The sequence below is a fragment of the Sebaldella sp. S0638 genome, assembly GCF_024158605.1.
Classification (GTDB): Bacteria; Fusobacteriota; Fusobacteriia; order Fusobacteriales; family Leptotrichiaceae; genus Sebaldella.
This window is the reverse complement of the sequence record NZ_JAMZGM010000046.1, coordinates 12,830-32,037: the sequence shown is the minus strand read 5'-3', so window position 1 is coordinate 32,037 and position 19,208 is coordinate 12,830. Positions and strand designations below refer to the sequence as shown.

The window sequence follows — 19,208 nt, the reverse complement described above, 5'->3', positions numbered from 1 at the left end:
ATTACATAAAGTAACAAAGATTTTAAGTAGTTAATTTAGCTTTTTTAACTACAAACATATTATACAAGGAGGTAGAATGAGAAAAATAATTTTGATTTTTTCACTGCTTACATTGTCATTTGCGGTTTATAGTGAAGAAATAAAAGTGGAGAAATCTTTAGAAGACAGTATAACAAAGGATTATGATCAGGACGGGGTTTATTCGTCATATGAGAAAGCTCTGAGAAGGGGACAGGAATCTGTATATGTAAAACTACCTGAAAGAAGGGGTTATTGGTATACAATGCTGGATAGAATAAAAGCAGAGGAAGAGGAATTAATGCCTGATGAAATTAACAGAATGAGAAAAAGATAGCATTTTAAGGAGGGAAAATGAAAAAAACAGTAATATTATTATTTTTAACAGCTCTTGGAACGATGCTTTATTCAGCACCGACTTATGAATACAGAAGAGAACTGAGAGAAGGAGCAAGAGGAAAATGGACTAATCTCAGAAAGCATCTGAACAGCGGTCAGAGACTGGAAAAAGAATTAATAAAAGTAGATAAACAGATAGATAAAAAAGTAAACGAAATACAGGAAATAGAAGATTTGTTATTTAGAATAGAGCAGTATAAAGCGGCAAATAATATAAGATAAAAAACAGGGAGGAATAATGAAAAGAAATAAAAAACTATTAGTATCATTTCTGGCACTAAATGCAATACTGGCATCTCATGCAGAAGGGGCATCAGCATCAGCGGCACCTGTAAAGTATGAAAGAATGTATAACAGTATAGTGAAAAATATAGAAAAAGGTAATTCAAGCGAAAAGACCTATCAAACAATAGAAAGAATACTCAATCAAAAAAATAAAGAATTAAAAGACCTGTATTTACAGGGAGATTATATAGTAAAACCTGAATATCTGGAATGGCAGGTATTTTTTACGGGATTTTATGAAGAATATAATGAGGGAGTGGATAATTCCAAAGAAAATGCGGTATATCATTCAAAGGTGACGGGGTATTACGATGTAAACGGTAATTATGTAACAACAGGCGGAGGTATCAGCGGAATGTCAGGGAAACCTTATCAGCCTTTGCAGCAGCCTAAGGATATAAATTTAGGGGTTAGTATTCCTTTGAAGGGGATGACGAAAGATGTATTGAATCTGAATTTATCTCCGGTAAATGAAATAAATGTTAATCCCAATGTTATAAGTGTTACTCCGCCTACGGGAATATCAATTCCACAGGTAAATCCAATAGAGTTTCAGCCTATTAGCCCTAGTATTCCCACAGTAGCAGCACCATCACCTGTTAGTATATCGCTTGCATTTCCGGGATCAGGAAATGGAGATTCTCAATGGATAACACAAAATGGTTCTGTGGCACCAATAGCACAACAGAAACTAGTAGGTCAGGCAAGCGGCGGAACTCTTGATGCTGTGAGTACATCAACAGCAGCAGCGCAGAGATTCGATTTGAGTATACATGATACACAGGCAACAGGATACACTGGTACAGGGCATACAGCTACAAATAACGGGATACAAAATTTTGACTGGACGAACCAAACTTCGACACATGCTGTAATGAAACTGGTAGGGAGCCATCCTATAGATATAGAGAATATGACTATGAATTTTATAGGTGTAGGTAATAAGCCGTCTGCTTATTTAATGCTGTTTCATACTGATGCTCATAACTTTAATACGGAAGATTCTTTGTGGATACTGGATGCAGATACTAAAATAAATATGTCAGGGCAAAAAATTATATTATACGGAGTTCAATCACATTCGAGTTATACAACAGGTTCAGGTATGATAAATAATGGAACAGTAATAGCCGATGCAAGTACAACAGCTACGACAAGTCAAGGAACCACATATACAGGACTTACACCTTATCAAAGAGTAATATTTACAACAATAAATGATGATACAGCAGGAATGGCCAGATACAACAGATATTTTTATTTTACAAATACAGCAACAGGATCAATAACAACAAATGGTACAGGAGATATACTGGCTAATTATGCCACACCGGGAAATGGTGCAAATGGAGGTACTGTATTTACTAATGATGGTACTATATCACTAAATGGAGCTCAGAGTTATGGAGTAGCATTAAATCAAAAGGTGGATTACCGTGGTACAGATGTAACAGCCACTTATGATACATACGGAACAGGATATTTTAATTATGGGAATTCACAAATAATACTAAATAATCCATTGAACATAAATGGGGATGAATCAGTAGGAATTCAAGTATTAAATCCACACTTTGATTTTAGAAATTCTGTAATAAAACTTAATATAGGGAATACGAAAAATATTGCCGCTTCTACAGGAAATCTGGGAAGTAACAGTTCGGATTATGTTGACGAAGTTATAGGGATTTTTGTTAATTATAATGCGCCGGCTTATTCTTTGACATTCGACGATTATGATATTAAATTAGACCAGTATTCTAAGTCAGGAATGGGTCTGGTTGTAACCAGAGGAGAGGTAACTTTAGACAATAATGCTAAAAATAACAGCATAGTCAGTGACGGAGGAATAGGGAATATTTTAATTGCAGCAGACGGAGGTAATTCAAAAATAACAATAGGTGCTAATACCACGTTAAAGGCTGAAAACGGTAATAACCAGCTGGGAATATTTGCGAATAATAATGCAATAATATCAAATGCAAGTGCTGTAACAGTAGATGGAAATGCTTCGATAGCTTACATAGCAAATAATGGTGCTAATATTACGAACACAGGAAATACAACAGTAAGCGGCGGAGTATATGATGATGGTGTCAAGAAAATAGGTTCTGTGGGAGTAGCAGTAATAGGTACAGGTTCTACTTTTACATCAACAGGAAATGTATCAGTAGAAGTATCAGGACAGGAATCTACAGGTTTGTTTGCGGATACAGGAGTGATAGATATAACTGGCGGGAGTATAAAAACTCTTGATAAAGCTTTTAATCTTTATTCTAAGGGATTAACAGGAATGATAAAGTTAAATAATGTAACTACTGAAACAGGGCAGGGATCATTATTATTTTATAGTGAAAACGGCGGTACTTTTGATTTAACAAATGTGTCATCTACAATAAAGGGCGGTACGAATTCAAGTAACAGAGGAACAGCCTTTTATTATACAGGGACAGGTGTTCTGCCGACACTATCAGTATCAGATTTAAGTGCGTATTTTGCAAGTACATTTAATGGAACAGCAGGAAATCTGACATTAACAATGGATTCAGGTTCCAGATTATTCATAGTGGATAACGTATCAATAGATCTAAGCACTACTTCAACTCCTCTCGGAAGTATACCAGGAGGACCCACAGTAAATGGAACAGACTATAAGACATATATGATGTATAAAAGTCTTTTAAATATAAATCAGGGAATAAACCTTGATAATACAGGAGATGCTTATAATAATCTGGAGATAGCAACTTCAAGCATAACTAATACTGGTCAGAGTATAACAGGAAATGATTCGGGACAGGTAGCAATGGGGCAGGAAAATGGTCTTGATACCGGAGGACTTTCACTTGCGAGAAATACTGTATCATTGACGAATATTGGAGGAAATATAACACTGAACGGGGCAGGATCTGTAGGAATGTATGCCAGCTACGGAGAGATAAGAAATACCGCTTCAAGTCTAATAAACATGAATGGAAATAATGCTATAGGAATATATGGAGCAAACGGCTCACTAATAGATAATCAGGCTGGTTCAACAATAAGAATTTCCAATTCAGGTGTAGGAATATATGCAGAAGGATATAAACAAGGAACGGCTCAGAGTTTTGGAGACGGGAAAATAGACATAACAAACAATGGTTTGATACAGGCAGGGACTTCAAGCAATGCCATAGGAATATATGCAAATAATAACAGTACAGGAATTTTAACAGATTCAACAATAAACTTAGCGAGCGGAACAGTAGATATGGGAGCTTCTGAAAATGCAGTGGGAGTATTTGTGGATAAAGGAACAATAACAGATGCAGGGTCTACAATAACAGTAGGTAAAAATGGAATTGCTCTTTATGGAAAAGATAGCAGCGTTACACTAACAGGAACAACGATAAACCTGAATGGCGATAATGCATTAGGGATTTATCTGGACGGCAATACAAGTTTCACGGGAACTGGGAATATTAACATTTCTGGACAAAATGTAGTTTTATTTAATATGAATACAAGCGGAACAGTATCAAATAATTTCAATGTACTGAGCGTAGCACCCGGTTCTACATACACGCTTGGTAATATAGCAGGCGGAGTATTTGAATACACAGGAACCAGCAGTCTGGCATCAAACGGAACATTGGTAACAGGAACAAATTCCGCAATATACCTGAATGGTTCAAATATAACAGCAGCATCAGGAGCAACAAATGTGGCAGCAGTGGCACTGGACGGACAGTATGCCGGAGCTCTGCCGGCAGGAATGACCCCAGGGACAGATGCTGAAAATAACGGAGTTATAATTTTGGGCGATAGTTCTGTAGGCTTATATGGAAAAAATGGTTCCAGATTAAGTAACAAAAATTCAATAACAGCAGGAAATGCATCAGCAGGTTTGATGACCTCAGGAGCAGGTTCATTTGTTTTAAATGACGGAACGATAACAGTAGGAACAGGTTCACAGGGAATATATCTAAAAGATGGTACAATGGCGCATAATATGTCATCAGGAAATATAATAAGTACAGGTACAGGAACAATAGGAATATATGCTGATAATAATGCAGCAAGCATAATGCAGATAATTAATGACGGAAATATTGATTTAACAGGTGATAAATCAATAGGTATTTATGTTATCGGTGCTAATAATCATTCAATAGATAATAATTTTGGAGCATTGGTAAAAGTCGGAGACTCATCAAATACTTCTGATCCAAGCATAGGAATATACAGTGCTGTAGCCGGAAGTACAGTAACAAATGCAGGAACTGTAATATCAGGAATAAATTCAATTGGTATCTATAATAATCAGGGAATTGTTAACAGTAATGCCACAGCTGTACATCATGTAGGTGATTCTGGAGTAGGAATATATTCCACAGGAGGAACAGTTAATCTGAATACAGGATCTGTATTTAATATGGGGTCTCCAAATGCAGTAGCAGTATACGGAGTATATTCAGCAGTAACGAATTCAACTAATCTTAACATAGGAAACAGCAACTACGGTTTCATACTAAAAGGCGGTACATTCACAAACGGAACAGGAACAAACAGCAGTATAGGAACTGATTCAGTATATATGTACAGTACAGAAGGAACTACAGTGACAAATGACGGAACTCTCATAATGTCAGGATCAGATAATGTAGGATTCTATATGGCACAAGACCCTGCAAGTAAAATAGGCGGGGCTGCTATGACGAATAACGCCGGAGGTATCATTTTAGGAACAACAGGAAATAATAACGTAGGGATATATAATTACGGAGGAACTGTAGATAACTTCGGAACAGTAGCAGTGGGTGACTCGGATATTGTATTCGTGGCAGGAACAACAAATGTAGATGTGCAGAACAGCAAGTATTCTGTGGGAATATACGGAGAAAATGCTGCAATTGTAAACCATGTAAGCGGAAATATATCAGCAGGTTACGGCGGATACGGAATAGTGGCCAAAGGCGGGTCAGCAAGCAACTTTGGTACTGTAACAACTACAGGTGATTATTCAACAGGTATGTATACGGAAAACGGAATAATAACAAATGAAGCCGGCGGATTTATAAATGTATCAGGTGATAACACAATAGGAATGGCAGGAAAAGGAGCAGGATCACAGATAATAAATCACGGTACTATTAATATAACAGGTAACGATGCAATAGGTATGTATGGTAATCTAGGAACAGTAATAACAAATACAGGAACAATTAATATATCGGGATTGAACAGTAAGATATTTGTATCGTCAGATCCGGATGATACGGCACATAGTGTAGGAACAGGAACAGCAACTATAAACGGAGGTACTACAGCTAATGTAATAAGCTCGTTAGGAAGTGTTCATACACTGCCTGCACTGATAAATGCTGGAATCATAAAATCAAACGGAGTATTGGCATTAGACGGTGTACAGGTAATGATAAAGCCAGATCCTACTACAGCTCAGCCGTCATCAGACCCTAATTATGATTTTGAATTATCAGGAACTTCAATAATAGCAGATGAAGTTCTGACATCAAAGCCGATAGTAATACTTCCGGGGTTCTCTGACGGAACAATAGCAGATGTCTATAAACTGGAAGGGTTAATAAATGCATCATCAGGACAGTATGACTTTGTAAGCGGTTCATTATTATGGGAAGCTACACCAAAAGCTACTTCAGCGGGAGCAGATGTATATATGTCAAGAAAAGCATTTACAGACTTTACAGACGGATTATGGTTTGAAGATTTTGGAACAGCACTGGAAAATAATTATCTGAGTGCAACAGGAGATGCGGTGAAAATCTACAATAAAACAGCATACATAACAAATGAACCGGAATTCAGACAGATAATGGCAAGTCTTGCAGGAAATGTATATGCTAACATAAATCAAAGAGAATATGATATAGCAAAAGCATTTGAAGATTCACTGCATTTATTGCAGGATTCAACTAATAACACAAAAGAAAATGTAAAGATAAGTATAATAGCAGGAAAAGGAAAGAATAAAGAAGAAACAGACGGAGTTGTTGGTTATGATTATACAACAGCAGGAGTACTGGCACTAAGGGAAGTGGAAAGAACATATAAACATACATTCGGGTATTCATTAGGATATGTTCACACAGGATTTGAATTTAAAGACGGAAATGAAAGTGAAGAATGGGTAGACACAATCCAGTTAGGAGTACATAACAAGTATCAGACAAACGGCTGGGAAGTAAGAAATGATCTGACAGGAAGAGCAAGTATCCATAATGTGGACAGAAACATAGACTGGCCTTCACCGCTGGAAAGATCAGAAATGAATGGTACATATGAAACATACAGTATAACAAGTGACAATATACTGGGCAAGAAATTCGGACTGGGAAAAAAAGCAAGTATAATGCCTTATGGAGCATTTAAAGCAATGTATGTGACAAGACCGTCATTTGAGGAGAAAGGTCTTGAAACATTGGAAGTGGAAGGAAATGATGCATGGAGTGCAAAGCCGAGAGCAGGAGTGGAACTAAAAGGAGCATTGCCTTTAGGATCAAAAACAGCATGGCAGCTGAAAGGGACACTTGATCTTGCGTATGAATATGAGCTTGCAGACCTGAATGAAAGAGAGAAGGCGAGATTAATAGCCATAGAAGATGGTTATCATAAGTTATCAAAGCCGGAAGATGAAAAAGGGACATTTAGAACAAGGGCAGCGATAGGAGTAGAAGTAGAAGACAGATACGGAATATTCCTGACAGGAGAATACTCAACAGGAAATGATAAAGAGGATGATTACAGAGCAGGAGTAACTTTAAAGGCAGTATTTTAATTAACAAACAAGAGAAGTAAGAGGGTTTCCGGAAAAAACTTTGGTATGTTCAATTCGGAAACACTCTTTTCTTATCTCTGGGAGGATAAGAATGGATAGAAAAGATGTAATTAAAATAACACTGGAGCTGATAAGAGAGAAGAAACTGGAGAAGACATCAATAGGAGAAATAGTAAAGAAACTGGAATCAAGTCCCGGAAATTTATATTATCATTTCAAGAGTAAAAATGAGATATACAAAGAAACAATGGATTATTCTTATGATGAAATAATAAAAAGCCTTAACAGAGTGAAATTAGAGAGTAATAAACAGGGGTATTTGTTCAGTCTGACAAAGGCGTTGATAAGATTTTTTGAGGAAAGGGATGAAATACTGTATTTTCTGATGAGTATAAGGGGTTCGTGTTTTATTGATGAGGAATCAAATCCCCATGATTTTTTGCGAAAATTTAAAAATATATTGCTGGAAGAAAAGCTGAACGCAGTATATGAAAAATGGATATCATTGAAACTGAGTATGTTTCTAGGTTCAGTATATGAAGTGCTGTATGTAAATAAATTAGTAAATAACAGAAATTTAAATGAAGAAGAGATAAAAGAAATCTGTTTGTCTTTTTGGGGAAATATGGAAATGGAAAATCATAAAAAATATGAACAAAATAATCTGAAAGCAGAATTAACTTAACAATTCAGCATTTTAAGAAATTGTGCAGTCAGCAGGTTTATTTCAGGGGCTGTATTAAAAGTGAAATATCTTTTGATACAGCCCTGTATATTAAATCCGGATAATTTGTTATATTCATATGGAATAATAATTATAGCGGGTTTGATTAGAATTTTGCTGTTGTAATCCGGATTACATCCGGAATTTTCAGAGCAAGATATAGTGTAAATCTACACTGCTTCATATATTCGAACATCGGGATCTGTAGTCCAAAGGTCTTTTAAGCCCACAAAAACGTCGTTTTGAAACATTTCGCTTTTTAAGTATTCAGCTGCAGATTTTACACTTGTAAAACCATGGAGAACCTGAACATCTTCCGGTCTGATTAAAAGGTCTTTAGTAACAGCTCCGTTTATTTCTGAAAGAAAAGGCTGTTTGAAAGCTGTATAGACTTTTGCAGCAGCGGCTCTGTTCTCCTCATTTATATTCATAGTTATTTCAAGAAATGCTTTTATTTTTGTCTGCATTATATTCCTCCTAATAATTTTTTGAGATCGATCTTCTTGAGTATACTCTATCAGTAATACTCGAAAAAATAAAGTATTAATAAATTTATTAGTAACTATGTTTTTTAATAGTATGGAATTTAAAATGATCCGAACCATTTTGGTTCAGATCATTTCTTGAATTAAAATTAAAACTGATCACATGTTTTGCAGGAAGAAAGAACTTTTTCTTTATCGACCTCTGTATAATTTTTTGACCATTGACAGATATACTGAAGAATCGGCAAAACGGACTCACCTTTTTCCGTAAGGGAATATTCCACTTTCGGAGGCATTTCATTGTACTGTTTTCTGTTTATCAGCCCGTCAGAAATCATTTCTTTCAGCATAGCTGCGAGAACTGCATCAGTGACATTGGAAAGTTCTCTGCGAAGAGCATTATAACGGATTATACCGTTAGCGGCAATAACACATATAATCCGGGATTTCCATTTTCCGCCGAAAACATCCAGACCATATTCAATAGGACACCATATCTCTTTTTCCAGTTTATGTTCATACATAATTACTCATTCCTTTTTATAAATAAAATATTTTTATACTTGCACCAAGTATAGTATATGAATTTTTAAAATACAAGATTTTTTTTGTATATAAAAGTATCGAGTGTTGAAAAATAAAGGACTGCTGTTATTTTTCCCATAAGATAAAGAGAGCAAAAAATTGAAAACAGATTCAAAAAATTACCATTAGGTGAAAAATAATAATTTATTTATGAAACTGATCATAAAAATAATAAATATAAATTTGACTGGAGCATAAGGATAGTATATTATTTAGTGTGTAATAATAAAAAAGGAGCAGTTTTATGACTATATATAAAATAAATAAATTTGATAATAATAACAATAATAATAATTATACAAGGCTTGATGTATTATGATATAAAATATCTTAATAATAACAGGCCATTTTGAAATTTAGCAAATGGCTTGTATCTGAAATCTTCCTGATATAAGCCGGGGAGATTTTTTTAATATCAATTTTTATCCGTTTATAATCATAAGAAACATACGGCAGAAAATATCTGTAATCGGCAAAAAAGTCAGTTGCAGTAAAAACAGGAGAAACTAACTAATATATAAAAATTACTTGTAAGGTTAATCTCTAAAAAGACTGGTTTATAAAAACAGACAGAAAGAGATAATGCTTCTAGCGCGGCATTGTCCTGATCTGTCTGCAGATATAATGTTACACAGTCTTTTTTCTTTTATATAAGGTCTTCCCTGATAAGAAGCTGTATAGAACTGCTTTTGTGCTGTGAGAATTCTACAAATATTTCAAAATCATCATTTTTATAATTAAAAAAAGATCCGTCTTCCAGATTTTTGATTTCATTGATGACTTCAAAGGAGTAGAGTTCCTCAAGAGAAGAAGTAATGTACAAAATACTGTTTATATATTTATACAGATCATTCTGCAGTGTCACTGAATTTTTGTAAACATGATATTTTTCAAAGAAACTGATAAATTTGCTTTCTGACTTTACATTTTTTAAACTGGAAGAATAAAGATCATAAAGCAGTGCTTTTCTCAAATATGCGTCAAAATTCCGGATATCTTTCAGACTGTTAATATAGGAAATATTATTATGAACATAGCTGTGCCCTCTTTTTTCCAGATAATTAATAATGAGGTTATAGACATTCTCATAATTAATTATCTTTGATTTTATGGTGTCCATAATTTCTCTTGTTTTTTCAAAAATATTTTCACGATATGTGCTTTTAAAATTAAAATTGATAACAGAGCCGGTATGTGGTGATTTTTCATATTTTACTTCCAGATCAGTGTATTTATTTATATTTTTTACTACTTTTTTCAGAATATGTTTTTCAAAGTCATAAGTTCTGGTATATGAATCATCCAGTTCAAATAGTTCTTTAAGTTCTGCAATAGTAACAGAGAGAGTGGCTCCCGGCAGAATATTGTTTAAATGATTATACAAAATAAGGGAAAGATTTTTTTCCATAAAAATAAATTTCTTAAAATTAAAATGAGAGAAAATATTTTCCTCTGTAAGAAACATTTTTAATTCTTCAGCTGTAAGAATATATATTTTTTCTTTTTTCTGAAAATAAGAAGCAACAGGAGAAAAAGATCCGCTGTATACAACAGTATCTTCCTCTGTAATGGAATAAATTACTTTCTTATCTGTAATTTTGAGAAGAAAATCCTGTAATTTAGCGTCAGTGTCCAGATTTAGTATTTTCATCAGATCTTTTGAGTCGAGACTTATATATGCCGAAGTAAGATCAAAATTAAAAAGCAGAAGTTCGAAAAACTCCTTTTCAGTCCTTGAAAAATTCTTATTCAGCCTTATGTTTACAGTAAAATTTTTCGATTTTTTTGTTGGGGTAAAATTAAATATTTCAGTCATTTCTTTTATTCCTTCCAATTCTAAAAAGTAATAATTCATTAAAAAAAATAATTTTAAAAGTCAGTGTTTTATGCATATTCAGAATTATACCATAAAAAACGAAAAAAAATAATATATAATATTCGTTTTAAAATAATTATTTCATAATTTATATTTATTCTTAAAATAATCAAAAAACAGTTTTTTATATGTAAAGTGTAAAGTGACCATAAAAAAAAGATTGACATAACAAATCCTATTATATATACTAGTCTAAGATGAATTAAAGTGCTTTTGAAATATAAATAAGAAAAATAAAATGCTTTATATGTTTAATCTTTGTTTAAAATGAGTTTTTTGAATAGAGAACAAAAAAACGAAATAATATTACATGGATTCAATAAAACTGACTATTAGAAGCGTTTTATGAAAATTTTAGGAGGAAAATTTATGGAAAAGAAAAAAAATGCTTTATTTGGAAAGATGTTTGCTATTTTACAAAAAATAGGAAGATCGCTTATGATTCCTGTGGCAATTCTTCCAGCGGCAGGTCTTCTGCTTGGAATAGGTGCAGGGCTGCAGCAGCAGGAGCTTATTACAAGACTGCCTTTTCTGGGAAATCATTTTATACAATACGGAGCTTTGTTAATGACACAGGCCGGAGATATAGTTTTTGGTAATCTGCCGTTATTATTTGCCATTGGGGTAGCAATTGGTTTCGCGAATAACGGAGACGGTGTAGGAGCACTGGCAGCAGTTTTGGGATTTTTGATCATGAATGTAATAGCAGGAATAGTTTCTAATGCAGGAGCTATATTATCAGGAGTAGATACAATAAGAACAGCTTTGCAGCTGAACGCAATACCTAATATGGAATTCAACAGTATGGACAGTATATATAAAGCCGGCGAATACATATTACAGAATAACTCGCAGTTTTCTGACACGCTTGTAGGAGCAGCAACAAATATAAAAGGTCTTACTGTAGGTCAGCTTTATGGTTATACAAGAGTAATGGGGATTCCTACATTACAGACAGGTGTTTTCGGCGGGATAATAGCAGGTCTTTTAGGTGCTGCGATATTTAATAAATATTATAAAATAGAACTTCCTCAATTTTTGGGATTCTTTGCAGGGAAAAGATTCGTACCTATAATGACATCAGTATTTGCAATTTTACTTGGATTAATATTACCGTTTGTATGGCAGCCTATACAGTATCTGCTTATACAGTGTTCGAACCTTGCCAATAACGGGAATACAAATATATCAACATTTATTTTCGGAATTATAGAAAGAGCATTAATACCTTTCGGGCTTCACCATGTGTTTTACTCGCCGTTCTGGTATCAGTTCGGGGAATATACTAATAAAGCCGGACAGGTAGTAAACGGAGATCAGAGAATATGGTTTGCAATGTATGCAGACGGAGTAAAGAATTTCAGCAGTGCAACATATTCAGGAGCAGGTAAGTTTATGACAGGAAAATTCGTATTTATGATGTTTGGTCTTCCGGCAGCAGCTTTGGCAATGTACCATGAAGCTAAGGACAACAAAAAGAAGCTGGTAGCAGGTGTGCTGTTTTCAGCAGCTCTTACATCATTTTTAACAGGAATAACAGAGCCGATAGAATTCTTGTTTCTGTTTATAGCACCGGTATTATACGGATTGCACGTTGTACTCGCAGGGCTTTCATTTATGATTATGAATATGCTTCAGGTAAGAATAGGAATGACATTTTCAGGCGGTTTCATAGATTACACATTATTTGGAATATTTCCGGGTATTACAGGGGGATTCCAGACAAGATGGTTTTTAGTACCTCTTGTGGGAATATTTTATGCGATAATTTATTATTGTCTGTTTAGATTTTTCATTAGAAAATTTAACCTGAAAACACCGGGACGTGAAGATGATATGGATATTTCTCCTGTAGGAAGTATATCAAAATCAAAAAGCGAGCAGGCAAAAGCTGTACTGGAAGCACTCGGCGGTAAAGAAAATATAAAAAGTCTGGATGCATGTATAACTAGACTAAGAGTAACAGTAGCGGATACGAAAAAAGTAAATGACGACGAACTGAAAAAACTTGGGGCAAAAGGCGTATTAAAAGTTGGGGAAGAAGGAGTACAGGCCATATTTGGTACACATTCTGAAATATTAAAAGATGAGATAAGAACATTATTATAAATATGATATATTGTTTTACATAAAGCCAAAAATAAGGACTGCACGGTGTTAAAGCCGGCAGTCCCTTTGTTTTATAAATCCAAAAACTTCTCCAAGGATTCTGTAAGACCGTTTTCATCATTATTTTTCTCTGTAATGTAATCTGCAATTTCTTTGACATGTTTGTATGCATTCTGCATGGCAGCACTGTAGCCGGCAGTCTTTAGCATTTCCATATCATTTTCGGCATCACCTATGGCAAGCACAGACGAAAGCGGAATATTCAGATAATTTGAGAGCCATTTTAGTGCAACAGATTTGTCAGAATCTACAGGAAGTATTTCAAGAAGCATATCAAGGGAAAACATGGTCTTAATATCAGCCTTGACTTCACTTTGTCTGAAAATATCAGCAGCATGCTTTAATTTTTCATGTTCCCCCACCAGAAGTATTTTCATAAACTTTTTTTCTGAGAGATCTTCTATATTATCAATCAATACTTTTGTCTGATGGTTGCTCTCGGCTTCAAGGGCAGTTATTTCATTGTCCTGTGTTACATAAATAAATTCGTCTTCATGAAGACAGAAGCAAAGATCAAGATTATTCTGCTGTATTATATTATAAATTTTTCTTATAATTTCAAAATCCATAATTTTAGTGTAGAGATATTCCTTGTTTGCTGTGTCGTAAACAATGCCGCCGTTATAAGCAATAAAATATCTGATTTTATCTGTGAGACCGGCATCGGCTATTTTCAGATTTATACCGTAAACAGGTCTTCCAGAAGCAAAAATAAATTCTGTTCCTGTGTTTATTACTTTTTTTATTGTTTCTATATTAGTTTTCGAAATATTTTCATCTGTTCCAAGGCTTGTACCGTCCATATCGGCTGCTACCATTCTGATCATTTTTGAATTCTCCTCATTTAATAAATTGTTGTGTAATTATTATACACTATAAAATATTTTATTGTAAGAGATTTGAATAAGACAAAAAAATAAAAGTGATTGACCAAATTTATTTTTTGTAGTAAAATAAAATATACTTTTAAAAGATTATTTTAAAAGTATATTTAAAAACTTTATGAGGTATAAAATGAAAAAAATAACCGGAAAACCTAAATTTATGAAAGAACTGAATATTTCAGAAATAAAAAAAGTTATTTTGGAAAATCCCATGATAACAAGGTCAAATATAGCTGCTCTGACAAATATAAGTCTCACTACAGTAGGAACTATTCTCACAGAATTAATTGAAAACGGTGATATAATCACGGGAGGCTTTGAAGAATCAAGCGGCGGGCGAAAGGCGGAAAGATATTACTTTAATAAGGAAAAATATCACAGCCTTGCCTTTTGTATAGAGAGTAAAAGTGTTAAATATATAATTTCAAATATTCTAAATGAAAAAACAGACAGCGGTGAACTAAACATAAAGGATAAAGATATTCAGGAAGCAATAACGGATTTTACGGAACAGGCATTGAAACAGAAAGTAATAAAGTCCATTGCACTGGGTGTCCCCGGAATTGTGAAAAACGGCGGATATTTAGTAAGCGGGCTGAATAAGGAATGGATTATAAATGATATAGGAGATTTTATGCAAAATAAGTTCGGTATACCTGTTATATTGGAAAATGATCTGAATTCCACAGTTTTTGGTTTCAGCATAAATTTTGCAGAGGAAAATAAAAACAGTAATTTTGAAAATCTGAGTTCTGTATATATAGAATTTGCAGAAGACTGTACAGGAGCAGGAATTATTTCAAACGGTGAGATTATAAGGGGAAGAGACAATTTCGCAGGTGAGTTTGGATTTATTCCTGTAGACGGAATGAAAACAGTAGATGATATTATTAACGAAAAATGCGGAGATGCAGAATATACAGAGGCTCTGGTAAAGCTCATTCTGATAATAAACTACACTATAAATCCTGATATTATTATTATGAGAGGAAAAAGATTCAGGGAAGAGTTTCTTGACTCTGTAGTAAAAAAATGCAGGGAATATATGCCGGAGGGGAGTTTTCCCGAAGTAATATTCAAAGAAGACAGCTCAGAGGATTATTTCAGGGGGATAAGCACTCTCGGCACTCAGTTAATGCATAAAAATATAGGATTATAAATAAAGAAAACGGAGGGAAAGAAATGATAAAAAATATTATTGATCTTCACATGCACACTATGTATAGTGATGACGGGGAATTCAAGCCGTCTGTACTGGTACAGATGTGTAAGGATGCCGGTTTGAAGTATATAGCCGTAGCAGACCATAATTCTGTCAAGGGGGTGGAAGAAGCTGTAAATACCGGGAATGAACTGGGTGTAGAAGTAGTGCCTGCAATAGAGATAGACTGTACATATGAGGGAGTAGATCTTCATGTACTTGGGTATTATATTGATTACAGTATGAAAGAGTTTGAAGCGCTGGAAGAGAGTATACTCGGACAGGAGAAAAAAGCAAGTCCTGAAAGGCTGAGACTTGTGGAGGAAACAGGAATATATGTTAACCGTGACAAACTGAACAAGATTATGAAAAACGGCATTATTATCGGAGAAGATATAGCAGAAGCATCTATTTACGAACCTGAAAATAAAGATAATTCTCTGATAAAGCCTTATCTTGAAGGTGGTTCCAGAAGTGATAATCCATATGTGAATTTTTACTGGGATATATGTGCACAGGGAAAGCCTGCATATATACCAATCAGCTATATTTCGTTAAAAGAAGCAGTAGATCTGATAAACAGAGCAGGAGGAATACCGATTCTGGCACATCCGGGAAAAAATATTCATGAGGATAAGAAGCTGTTCGACGGAATTTTGGACTCAGGGGTAAAAGGGATGGAAGTATACAGCAGTTATCACAGCGGTGAGCAGATTTCATTTTACAGGGAAGAAGCAGAAAAAAGAGGCTGTATCATAACGTGCGGAAGTGATTTTCACGGGAAAACCAAGCCTGCCATACAGCTTGGAGGCTGCGGCTGTGATAAAAATACCGAGAAAAAAATAATAGAAAATTTCATAAGAAATATAAAATAACATCACAAAAAAAATTAAATATAATAATACCGGTTCCCTGCAATCATTAGATTTTAGGAGGCCGGTATTCTTTTGAGCAAAGATTTGGTAAAAAAATTTAATCGACAAAAGCATTCATTTCATGTATAATAATCAAGAACAATAAATAGTGCTAAAATAATGTTATTTTATTCAGAAATTTTCAGATCGTTTAAATTAGAAAAGAAATTTATCATATATATTTGAAATGTAAAATAATCAGTTAATATTAACAGAACCTTTTATAGGTTTTTGAAAATATACTCAATAATTTTAGTCAAGAAAAACAGAGCATGTAAATCCTCATATACTCTGTTTTTTTATTTTATCAAAAGACTGTAAAATTATCATAAAATAAAATTTACACACCTTTTAGTATATTTTCCACAGCTTCCAGTTCTTCTCTGCTGAATTCAAGATTATCCAGTGCATGCACATTTTCTACGATCTGGCTCGATTTGCTGGCACCTATTAATGCAGAAGTTACTTTCCCGCCGCGCAGAGTCCATGCAAGAGCCATTTGTGCAAGACTTTGGTTTCTTTTTTTGGCTATTTCATCAAGCTTTCTTACTTTTTCTATTTTATCAGCAGTTATACTTTCAGAATTTAATGAAATCTCCCATGGCTTCCCGGCTCTAGAATCTTCCGGTACGCCGTTTATATATTTATTGGTAAGAAGTCCTTGTGCCAGCGGGCAGAAAGCTATACTTCCTATTCCTTTTTCCGAAAGCACATCCTGCAGTCCGTCTTCTATCCATCTTTCAAACATTGAATATCTCGGCTGGTGTATAAGACATTTTATTCCAAGTTCACTCAGGATTCTGTCTGCTTCTTTTGTCTGCTCCGCAGTATAGTTCGAAAGACCAACATATAAAGCCTTACCCTGACGTACTATCTGTGCAAGAGCACCCATAGTTTCTTCAAGAGGAGTATCAGGATCAAATCTGTGCGAATAAAATATATCTACATAGTCCAGTCCCATTCTTTTCAGACTTTGATCAAGACTGGAAATCAGGTATTTTTTAGACCCCCAGTCGCCGTATGGTTCGGGCCACATAGTATAACCGGCTTTTGAAGATATAATAAGCTCGTCACGATATGGTTTCAGATCATCGGCCAGCATTCTCCCAAAATTTTCTTCTGCAGATCCCAGAACAGGGCCGTAGTTATTAGCAAGGTCAAAGTGTGTTATTCCCAGATCAAACGCAGTTCTTATCATTTCACGCATATTTTCATATTTGTCCATGGTACCGAAATTATGCCAAAGTCCCAAAGAAATGGCAGGCAGTTTTAATCCGCTTCTTCCACACCTGTTATATTTCATGGAAGTGTATCTTTTTTCATCAGCGAGGTAAAGCATTACATTCATCTCCATTCAGTAACAAAATATTTCAGCATGCTGTTGGTAAACAGACACTTTATAAAGAAATCTGTCTCCAAAACAGTTCTGATAATATAATAATACATGAATTTTTCTGACTTGTAAAGGAAATACCGTAACATAAAAACCGGAAGAATGCCTTCCGGTTTAATAAGTATATATTGTTTTTATTTATTCAGAAATCTGTTTGTTTCACTTTTTACCACTTTGGCAAGGAATAAAAGACCTATAAGGTTCGGAAGCGCCATCAGACCATTGGCAATGTCGGAAAATACCCAGACGCCCTTGCTGAATATTATCCCGAGATAAATCGCAAGTGTAAAAACAATTCTGTAGACCATGATAGATTTTTCTCCTGCGAGGTACTCAAGTGCTTTTTCACCGTAATATGCCCAGCCGAGTATTGTGGAGTAAGCAAAAAATATCAAACTTACAGTAACTATAATTCCTCCCAATTCTCCCGGCAGAAGAATACTAAAGGCTCTTTCCGTGAGAACTGCTCCTGTACCTTCTGTAGCTCCGCTCATAACTATAATAAGACCTGTCATGGTACAAACTATAATAGTATCAATAAAAGTCTGTGTCATTGAAACAAGTGCCTGTGAAACAGGATCATTTGTTTTTGCTGCAGCTGCAGCAATAGGAGAACTTCCCAGACCCGACTCATTGGAAAATATACCACGTGAGACACCTTTTTGTATGGTCTTACTAAGAAGAGCACCAAATGTCCCTCCGATAGCCGCCTGTGGAATAAATGCCGATTTAAAAATCAGAATAAATGCGGGAATTACTTTGTCATAATGCATAAATATAATAATAAGAGAACTTACCACATAAAAAATAATCATTGTGGGTACTATGGCAGATGTAAAACGTCCTATTCTCTGAATTCCCCCAAGGATAACCGAACCTGTGAGAACAAGAAGAATGAGTCCTGTGATTCTCTGATCTACATTAAAACTCGTTTTCATGGCAGAGGCTACTTCTGATACCTGAACAGTATTACCTATACCGAATGAGGCAATAACAGCAAATATTGCAAATAGTACCCCGAGAAATTTTGAGTTAAGCCCTTCCTGAAGATAGTACATAGGACCGCCGATCATATTTCCGTTTTCATCAACTTTTCTATACTTCACCGCAAGGACAGCTTCGCTGTATTTAGTAGCCATACCGAAAAATCCTGTCATCCACATCCAGAATAATGCACCCGGACCGCCTACAGATATTGCTCCGGCAACTCCTGCGATATTACCAGTTCCCACAGTTCCTGCAAGTGCAGTCATTAATGCCTGAAAGTGTGAAATATCTCCTTCTCCGCTGTTTCCTTCTTCTTTTCTTTTGATAAATGCTAAATATAATGAATGACCAAGTTTTCTAAACTGAAGCCCTTTCAGCAGGAACGTGTAATATATCCCTGTTCCAAGCAGCAGTATTATGAGGGGTAACCCCCAGACGAAGTCATTAATTTTATTTAACAACTGAATAAAATTCTCCATAAATGTTCTCTCC

13 protein-coding genes are annotated in these 19,208 nt (G+C 34.8%); 7 read left to right on the top strand and 6 right to left on the bottom strand.

Annotation, left to right across the window (positions count from 1 at the left end):
* Positions 1-76 precede the first annotated feature (76 nt).
* From NK213_RS12615 to NK213_RS12600, 4 genes are all read left to right on the top strand, one after another.
* Entirely contained in the window at positions 77-355 is a 279-nt protein-coding gene (locus NK213_RS12615) for a hypothetical protein (protein ID WP_253349692.1), read from the top strand.
* Between the two features lie 17 nt (positions 356-372).
* A complete protein-coding gene (locus tag NK213_RS12610; RefSeq protein ID WP_253349690.1) occupies positions 373-639 on the top strand; it encodes a hypothetical protein in 267 nt (88 codons plus the stop codon).
* Between the two features lie 16 nt (positions 640-655).
* Positions 656-7,498, top strand: a complete 6,843-nt coding sequence (locus tag NK213_RS12605) for an autotransporter domain-containing protein (RefSeq protein ID WP_253349688.1) — start codon at positions 656-658, stop codon at positions 7,496-7,498.
* A gap of 91 nt (positions 7,499-7,589) precedes the next feature.
* Positions 7,590-8,183: a TetR/AcrR family transcriptional regulator gene (locus tag NK213_RS12600; protein ID WP_253349686.1), complete on the top strand. Its 594-nt coding sequence runs from the start codon at positions 7,590-7,592 to the stop codon at positions 8,181-8,183.
* A 209-nt stretch (positions 8,184-8,392) separates the two neighbouring features.
* On the opposite strand, the gene NK213_RS12595 is transcribed toward NK213_RS12600, so the two are convergent.
* The 3 genes from NK213_RS12595 to NK213_RS12585 form a co-directional block, all read right to left on the bottom strand.
* On the bottom strand, positions 8,393-8,689 hold the full coding sequence (locus tag NK213_RS12595) for a hypothetical protein (protein ID WP_253349684.1): 297 nt from the start codon (positions 8,687-8,689) through the stop codon (positions 8,393-8,395).
* A 167-nt stretch (positions 8,690-8,856) separates the two neighbouring features.
* On the bottom strand, positions 8,857-9,231 hold the full coding sequence (locus NK213_RS12590) for a helix-turn-helix domain-containing protein (protein WP_253349682.1): 375 nt from the start codon (positions 9,229-9,231) through the stop codon (positions 8,857-8,859).
* Between the two features lie 707 nt (positions 9,232-9,938).
* Positions 9,939-11,108: a replication initiation protein gene (locus NK213_RS12585; protein ID WP_253349680.1), complete on the bottom strand. Its 1,170-nt coding sequence runs from the start codon at positions 11,106-11,108 to the stop codon at positions 9,939-9,941.
* A 429-nt stretch (positions 11,109-11,537) separates the two neighbouring features.
* Between NK213_RS12585 and ptsG the strand changes: the two genes are divergently transcribed.
* Entirely contained in the window at positions 11,538-13,277 is a 1,740-nt protein-coding gene (gene ptsG, locus NK213_RS12580) for a glucose-specific PTS transporter subunit IIBC (protein ID WP_253349678.1), read from the top strand.
* 71 nt (positions 13,278-13,348) lie between these two features.
* Here the strand turns inward: ptsG and NK213_RS12575 are convergent, their stop codons facing one another.
* Entirely contained in the window at positions 13,349-14,164 is an 816-nt protein-coding gene (locus NK213_RS12575) for an HAD family hydrolase (protein WP_253349676.1), read from the bottom strand.
* Between the two features lie 187 nt (positions 14,165-14,351).
* On the opposite strand from NK213_RS12575, the gene NK213_RS12570 reads away from it, so the two are divergent.
* Both NK213_RS12570 and NK213_RS12565 read left to right on the top strand, forming a co-directional pair.
* On the top strand, positions 14,352-15,380 hold the full coding sequence (locus NK213_RS12570; RefSeq protein WP_253349674.1) for an ROK family protein: 1,029 nt from the start codon (positions 14,352-14,354) through the stop codon (positions 15,378-15,380).
* Positions 15,381-15,403: 23 nt separating this feature from the next.
* Complete coding sequence (locus tag NK213_RS12565; RefSeq protein ID WP_253349672.1) at positions 15,404-16,297, top strand: PHP domain-containing protein; 894 nt, start codon at positions 15,404-15,406, stop codon at positions 16,295-16,297.
* Between the two features lie 379 nt (positions 16,298-16,676).
* Here the strand turns inward: NK213_RS12565 and mgrA are convergent, their stop codons facing one another.
* On the bottom strand, positions 16,677-17,675 hold the full coding sequence (mgrA, locus tag NK213_RS12560) for an L-glyceraldehyde 3-phosphate reductase (protein WP_253349671.1): 999 nt from the start codon (positions 17,673-17,675) through the stop codon (positions 16,677-16,679).
* Positions 17,676-17,863: 188 nt separating this feature from the next.
* Positions 17,864-19,195: a sodium:alanine symporter family protein gene (locus NK213_RS12555; protein WP_253349669.1), complete on the bottom strand. Its 1,332-nt coding sequence runs from the start codon at positions 19,193-19,195 to the stop codon at positions 17,864-17,866.
* Between the last annotated feature and the right edge of the window lie 13 nt (positions 19,196-19,208).

Bases quoted from the DNA above. Each gene is read 5' to 3' on its own strand.
- NK213_RS12615 (WP_253349692.1), top strand. From the start codon at position 77: ATGAGAAAAATAATTTTGATTTTTTCACTGCTTACATTGTCATTTGCG.
- NK213_RS12610 (WP_253349690.1), top strand. From the start codon at position 373: ATGAAAAAAACAGTAATATTATTATTTTTAACAGCTCTTGGAACGATG.
- NK213_RS12605 (WP_253349688.1), top strand. From the start codon at position 656: ATGAAAAGAAATAAAAAACTATTAGTATCATTTCTGGCACTAAATGCA.
- NK213_RS12600 (WP_253349686.1), top strand. From the start codon at position 7,590: ATGGATAGAAAAGATGTAATTAAAATAACACTGGAGCTGATAAGAGAG.
- NK213_RS12595 (WP_253349684.1), bottom strand. From the start codon at position 8,689: ATGCAGACAAAAATAAAAGCATTTCTTGAAATAACTATGAATATAAAT.
- NK213_RS12590 (WP_253349682.1), bottom strand. From the start codon at position 9,231: ATGTATGAACATAAACTGGAAAAAGAGATATGGTGTCCTATTGAATAT.
- NK213_RS12585 (WP_253349680.1), bottom strand. From the start codon at position 11,108: ATGACTGAAATATTTAATTTTACCCCAACAAAAAAATCGAAAAATTTT.
- ptsG (WP_253349678.1), top strand. From the start codon at position 11,538: ATGGAAAAGAAAAAAAATGCTTTATTTGGAAAGATGTTTGCTATTTTA.
- NK213_RS12575 (WP_253349676.1), bottom strand. From the start codon at position 14,164: ATGATCAGAATGGTAGCAGCCGATATGGACGGTACAAGCCTTGGAACA.
- NK213_RS12570 (WP_253349674.1), top strand. From the start codon at position 14,352: ATGAAAAAAATAACCGGAAAACCTAAATTTATGAAAGAACTGAATATT.
- NK213_RS12565 (WP_253349672.1), top strand. From the start codon at position 15,404: ATGATAAAAAATATTATTGATCTTCACATGCACACTATGTATAGTGAT.
- mgrA (WP_253349671.1), bottom strand. From the start codon at position 17,675: ATGCTTTACCTCGCTGATGAAAAAAGATACACTTCCATGAAATATAAC.
- NK213_RS12555 (WP_253349669.1), bottom strand. From the start codon at position 19,195: ATGGAGAATTTTATTCAGTTGTTAAATAAAATTAATGACTTCGTCTGG.